Raw genomic sequence first — 2,973 nt, 5'->3', positions numbered from 1 at the left:
ATGTATGGAATTGTGGATTATTCCGGAAGATTGGCAAAAAACCCGAAAATCACGCAATATTATGCGAATTCCAAAGAGTTTGACTATTCACAGTTGCCCAAAGATATCGACTTGTTTTTCATTGACGGAGATCATAGTTACGAAGGTGTTTACAGTGATACAAAAAACATTTTTTCGATAAAAAAAGACGATGCAATTGTGATTTGGCATGATGTGAAAAATGCGTCAGGTTACTTTAATCCAGACGTATTATATGCCATTTCAGAAGCATTGGGAGAGCAGTTTAGAGATTTTTGTGTAACTGACCGTAACATATGCGGCATTTATGTGCCGGAAAAAATGATAAAGGAATTTCATTTCCTGGATAAGCAAGGTGCGGATGATAGTCCATTATTTACATATGATGTTTCAATCAGCAACTATTGCAACGCTTGACAAAAGCAAACAACATAAACAACAAAAAGGACTGTCAACCTCACCGAAAACGCCGTCCGGCTGTAAAAAGAGCGGCGTTCACCAGCTTCACCGTGAACTAGCTGAACGGGTACTGTGCCATAAAGTCCTCCGCCCATCCGACTGTGCTGGTTGGTTTTCTGCCGCTGGTATTCCTTGTTAATTTCTTGGATTGCTATGGAACAGCGTTTTTCATAACTTTGCTTGCGCATTGTGCCGGAAAATGGTATACTGGGGCGAAAAGGGAGGTTAAGGCATGGAGAGCATTGATTATCTGTGGAAGGACCGAAAGCGCTTTCTGGGCATGCCCCTGTCGTTTACCCGGTACCGCCTCAGCGAGGACCGGCTGTTCTGCGAGACGGGTTTTCTCAATGTGAAGTCCGACGAGGTGCTGCTTTACCGTGTGCGGGACCTGCGGCTGACCATGAGCCTGGGCCAGCGTATCTTTGGCGTGGGGACGGTGTGCGTAGTGTCGTCGGACAAGAGCATTCCGCACCTGGATCTGAAAAATGTGAAGGACCCCCGGACGGTGAAGGAGCTGATCCACAAGAACGTGGAGGCGGCCAAGGACAAGCGCCGCATGCGGGCTACCGAGCTTTTGGGCGGGGAGGACGGTCCCGTCTGCCAGGACTACGGCGAGGACGCCGAACTGGATACGGAAGAGGACGAAATCTGAGTTTCGCGGCGGAGGGCCGCCCCACTTTGTGGGGCGGCCCTCCGCCGTAACGCTTTTCCCCGCGGGTCCGATCATGCTTCCAGCAGGGACAGAATCCGCTTTTTATAGTCCAAAAATTCCCCGCTGACCGGGAAGGACGGGTCCCGGGGCCTGGGTGGGCGGATTGTCAGCTCCGCGGCGACGCGCCCCGGCCGGCCGGAGAGCACGCAGACCCGGTCCGAGAGGAGGATGGCCTCGTCGATGTCGTGGGTGATGAAAAGCGCCGCCATGCGCAGCTGGTCCATCATGCCCAAGTACCATTGGTGGATTTCCCGCTTTGTCAGGGCGTCCAGGGCGGAAAAGGGCTCGTCCAGCAGCGCCGCCTCCCGGGACCCCAGAAAGGTCCGCAGCAGCGCCGCCCGCTGGCGCATTCCGCCGGAGAGCTGGGCGGGATACTTGTCCTCCGTGCCCTCCAGGCCAAAGCGGGGGAAATAGGAGGCGGCCTCCGCCCGGGCCTCCCGCTTCTTCATGCCCCGAATGACCAGGGGCAGGGCGGCGTTGTCCNGCACCTTCTTATGGGGCAGGAGCAGGTCCCTTTGGAGCATGTAGCTGACCTGTCCCGGCGCGCCGGTGACGTCCCGCCCGTTCAGGAGCACCCGGCCCCCGTCGGGCCGTTCCAGTCCGGAGAGGATGTTGAACAGCGTGGTCTTCCCCGCGCCGCTGACGCCCACCAGGCACACCAGCTCCCCCGGCCCCAGGGAGATGGAGACGTTTTCCAGGATTTTTCTGCCTCCGTAGGACTTGGCGACGCCCTCCGCCTGAAGGACGGGGTGATCCCGGCCCGTCATTGGGGAAGGAAGCTGTTGGTGAAGCCCGCGTTTTCCGCAATGGGGTTTTCCACCAGGCCGTTGTCGTTCAGCCATTGATAGAAGGCGTTCCAGCGACCGGGGTCCATATAGCCCCAGCGCTCCGCGTCCGCCTGATACTGCTCCGCCATCCATTTCTGGCTGGCTGTGACCAGGGCGGCGCTGCCGGAGAGGGAGCCGGTATCGTCGCCGTCCATAAGCATCTGGGCGGCCTCCTCCGGGTGCTCCGCGGCATAGGCGTAGCCCTTGGAGGCCGCGGCCAGGAAGGCCCTGGCGGTTTCCGGGTGCTCCTTCAGAAAGGCGTCGTTGGCAACAATGATGGGGGTGTAGAAGTCGAAGACCGGGTCGATGTCTTTGAAGTAAAAATAGTCGGTCTCCAGTCCCGCCAGCTCCGCCGACACGCCGCCCCAGCCGTAATAGACCCAGAGGGCGTCCGTCAGGCCCTCCCGGAGGGCTCCGGCCTCGTCGGTGACGGCGTAGGGGACCAGATTGACCTGGGAGAAGTCCCCGCCGTCCAGCTCCACCACCCGCCGCAGCATGGCCAGCTCAATCAGGCCGTTGTAGGTGGAATAAGTATGGCCCTCCAGGCCTTTGGGCCGGTCCATGCCCTCTCCCGCCCGGGAGAGGATGCCGGAGGTGTCGTGCTGGAGGATGGCGGCCACCGCCGTGATTTCCAGAGGCTCCTCCCGGGAGAGGGCCGCGGCCAGGGTGTCCTGGGCGGTGACGGCGAATTCCGTCCGCCCGGCGGCGCAGAGGGCGGAAGCCCCGTCCTCCGGGGGCTGGAGAATCTGTACATCCAGTCCCTCCTCCTGAAAATAGCCCAGGGACAAGGCGGCGTATAAGCCGGTGTGGTTCGTGTTGGGAGTCCACTCCAGGCAGATGGAGACAGGGGTAAGACCGCCGCCCGCCGTTTCCCCGGCGCCCGCCCCGCAGGCGGGGAGGAGCAGAAGCAGGACCGGCAGAAGGACCGCCGTTTTCCAATGTTTCATCGTTTAATCG

4 protein-coding genes are annotated in these 2,973 nt (G+C 59.4%); 2 read left to right on the top strand and 2 right to left on the bottom strand.

Annotated elements, in window-relative coordinates; all coding sequences use genetic code 11:
- Together JX325_RS14565 and JX325_RS14560 are read left to right on the top strand one after the other, a co-directional pair.
- Positions 1–435: class I SAM-dependent methyltransferase (locus tag JX325_RS14565; protein WP_204791802.1), on the top strand; the 435-nt coding region annotated here is incomplete at its 5' end.
- Between the two features lie 274 nt (positions 436–709).
- Positions 710–1,129: a PH domain-containing protein gene (locus JX325_RS14560; protein ID WP_204791801.1), complete on the top strand. Its 420-nt coding sequence runs from the start codon at positions 710–712 to the stop codon at positions 1,127–1,129.
- A 71-nt stretch (positions 1,130–1,200) separates the two neighbouring features.
- Here the strand turns inward: JX325_RS14560 and JX325_RS14555 are convergent, their stop codons facing one another.
- Both JX325_RS14555 and JX325_RS14550 read right to left on the bottom strand, forming a co-directional pair.
- Positions 1,201–1,956, bottom strand: a complete 756-nt coding sequence (locus JX325_RS14555; RefSeq protein WP_204791800.1) for an ABC transporter ATP-binding protein — start codon at positions 1,954–1,956, stop codon at positions 1,201–1,203.
- Positions 1,953–2,963 (bottom strand): ABC transporter substrate-binding protein, encoded by a 1,011-nt coding sequence (locus tag JX325_RS14550; RefSeq protein WP_204791799.1) that lies wholly within the window; start codon positions 2,961–2,963, stop codon positions 1,953–1,955. Before JX325_RS14550 ends, JX325_RS14555 begins: the two co-directional genes overlap by 4 nt.
- Positions 2,964–2,973 lie beyond the last annotated feature (10 nt).

It is taken from the genome of Oscillibacter sp. CU971 (assembly GCF_905219725.1).
Lineage (GTDB): Bacteria > Bacillota > Clostridia > Oscillospirales > Oscillospiraceae > Oscillibacter.
The sequence above is the reverse complement of the archived record's forward strand: the minus strand, read 5'-3'. Positions and strand labels throughout refer to the sequence as shown.

Bases quoted from the DNA above. Each gene is read 5' to 3' on its own strand.
- JX325_RS14560 (WP_204791801.1), top strand. From the start codon at position 710: ATGGAGAGCATTGATTATCTGTGGAAGGACCGAAAGCGCTTTCTGGGC.
- JX325_RS14550 (WP_204791799.1), bottom strand. From the start codon at position 2,963: ATGAAACATTGGAAAACGGCGGTCCTTCTGCCGGTCCTGCTTCTGCTC.